Origin of the sequence: Mesonia mobilis DSM 19841, assembly GCF_000423405.1 — a bacterium.
Taxonomy (GTDB): domain Bacteria; phylum Bacteroidota; class Bacteroidia; order Flavobacteriales; family Flavobacteriaceae; genus Mesonia; species Mesonia mobilis.
In genome coordinates this window covers 1-2,438 of sequence record NZ_KE384015.1, presented here as the reverse complement: position 1 = coordinate 2,438, position 2,438 = coordinate 1, and the positions used below count along the sequence as shown (strand labels likewise).

Annotated in this window: 2 protein-coding genes and 1 pseudogene; 1 reads left to right on the top strand and 2 read right to left on the bottom strand. The window is 29.2% G+C overall.

All coding sequences use genetic code 11. The features are described from left to right. Positions 1–250: 250 nt before the first annotated feature. Both G551_RS0115125 and G551_RS0115120 read right to left on the bottom strand, forming a co-directional pair. Positions 251–1,087 (bottom strand): class I SAM-dependent methyltransferase, encoded by an 837-nt coding sequence (locus G551_RS0115125; protein ID WP_027886345.1) that lies wholly within the window; start codon positions 1,085–1,087, stop codon positions 251–253. A 157-nt stretch (positions 1,088–1,244) separates the two neighbouring features. Then, a complete protein-coding gene (locus tag G551_RS0115120; protein ID WP_027886344.1) occupies positions 1,245–2,072 on the bottom strand; it encodes a hypothetical protein in 828 nt (275 codons plus the stop codon). A 183-nt stretch (positions 2,073–2,255) separates the two neighbouring features. Between G551_RS0115120 and G551_RS16055 the strand changes: the two are divergent. Beyond that, a pseudogene (locus G551_RS16055) lies at positions 2,256–2,438 on the top strand (IS1182 family transposase); the annotation flags it as partial.

Sequence of the window (2,438 nt, the reverse complement as noted above, 5' to 3'; positions counted from 1 at the left end):
AAGATTTTTACATCTCAAATCCTTGACTTCATCAGCCTTTTTTCTCAAAGTTGTCTTTGTATTTTCCATCTGTTTATTCAATTGACGAATATTTGTTTTTAATTGTGCCTAACGGTCTTGTATAACAATCAGTTGCGGATTGTTTGGAAACTAAGATAGCTAAAATTACCGACTTTTATGCTTACGCGGTTGTGTCCGCAGGACACAAAGCCGCAATTGTTGTTATACGGTGTTAGCAGCTGGTTTTTCATCAACTTTTTTTAAGCAAGTAAAAGCTTTCGTTTAAAATCAGTTCTTTACTTTGATTAATATTATTTCCATATTTTTTTGAAAGGCTAAAATAATCTTGATGATCGATTAACTTATAGTTTTTCTTTGATTGATAGTACTGATTTTCGATAGTTTGATAATCACTTTCGCTTGTTTTTGAAACTTTTTTATTGAAAAAATCTAATAAATTTTGAAATGCTTTAGTATCTTTTATTGTTTCCTGAAATGATGCACTGCCAATATAATCGTCATTTTTTTGAATAGTATCGAAAAAATTAAACAAATCATTTGTTTCTTTTCTACTTAGAAAAAACAGAACACCTTCGATTAGAATAAATGTTGATTTATTCCCTTTTATGGACTGAATTTTAGAAAATAATTCTTGTTTATAGTCTTTACTGAAATCAACACCAATAAAATGGATATTTCTTTTCGGAATTATTTTTTTCTCTTGCCATTCTTCTATTTGATTCTTTTTATAATTAACAATATCTGGTTTATCAATTTCAATATGGACAATATTTTCGTTCAATAGAAATGGGTACATACTAAATCCACTTCCAAAATTTATTACGGCTTGAATTCCTTGATTTTGAATCAGATCTTTAACTATATCTAAAAAATATCTGTTTCTCAGACAATGAGTAAATATTTCTTCTGATGAAACTTGTTCAAGATATTCTTTAATCCAATTTTCTGTATTCGAATTCTGCCACAATTTAGCAAAACTATCCTGGCTTAAATCTTCGTCAAAAGCTCTAAATGTTGAAGTAACAAATGCTGTTTCGTGAATTTCTATATTTTTTTCTTCGCTCATATTTTTATTCAACTTGCTGCTAACGGTCTTGTATAATTTCCCAGCTAAGGGAATTCGGAAAATAAAGATAGTAAAAAGAACTGACTTTGACGCGTGAGCGTTTGTGTCCGCAGGACACAAAACCTTAGTTGGAATTATACGGTGTTAGCAACAGTTATTATTTCAAATAATTTCTTATAAATTGAATTAACTTATAAATAAATGTTCCTACAACTAGGTGTAAAACTCCTGCAATTCCTAAAATTATTGTTGGAATCAATGAATTTGGAAATTTGAAATATATAATAATAGTTATTAGTACAAAAAATAATGTTCCAAAGGTAATTGTTCCAATTCCTAATTTTCTTTCCTCGTCGTACTTATCATCTTGTTTTATAACCTTAAGTCCTTTATGTTTAATATCAATTCCAAAAATTGGTTGATTTGCCTTTTCATTTTCAACTAAAATATTAAACTTTATATCTGATTTTCGATTGAATACGGGAAGATGAAATTTTACATTAGATTGATAATAGACAATATCATTCTGTAATTTTACAGGTGTTATATGATTTGGATTTTTTTGCCTTTTAGAAATATCTTCACTATTCTGTTTTATTGTTTCTGTTAATCCGATATAATGGTTATTTTCCATCAATATGGATTTGCCAGTATCAGAATAAAATCCATTTTGCCCTTTAATGAAAGTATCTTTATCAACCCATACATCAATTATAACATCTTGAAAATCCTTATTACTATCATTAATTAGTTCTATAGTAGCAAAGTTCAAATGATTAGATTTTGATCCATTATAATAAACTTCTATATTTCCCCAATATTCATTTTCATTTGACGTTGCGAGAGGTTGGAAAAATATCCGATATTTTATAAAAGTCAACCTATTTTTAAATTTTTCTAAATAAATACCAATTGCTAAGCTTACTATTCCAGTTATAATTAATGAAATTGTGGTCGGTGCAATACTTTGTAAAAATTCTTCCAAGTTTTTTGTTTTAATTGTTGCTAACGTTCCGGCTATGAGTAGTTGCGTGGTTTAGCGTTTAACTTAGCAAGTACATACCAAACTGAAAATCCGCGAGGATTTTCAGAAGTAGGCGAGAACAAGCAATTACTTATAGCCATTGTGCTTGTTGCACAATTTACTAAAAAAGATTAATTTCATGGTATGCAAGGAAAAAAAGTATATCAAGAGCAGTTATTCAACAGTTTTCAGTTGAGTGAACGGGTACCGGCCACTAATTTCTACCGCCGATTGAAAGAAGCCTTAAACTTAGATTTTCTCTATGATCTTACTCGAGGTTTTTACGGCAGCAGCGGTCAAAAGAGTATAGATCCTGTAGTGTTCTTT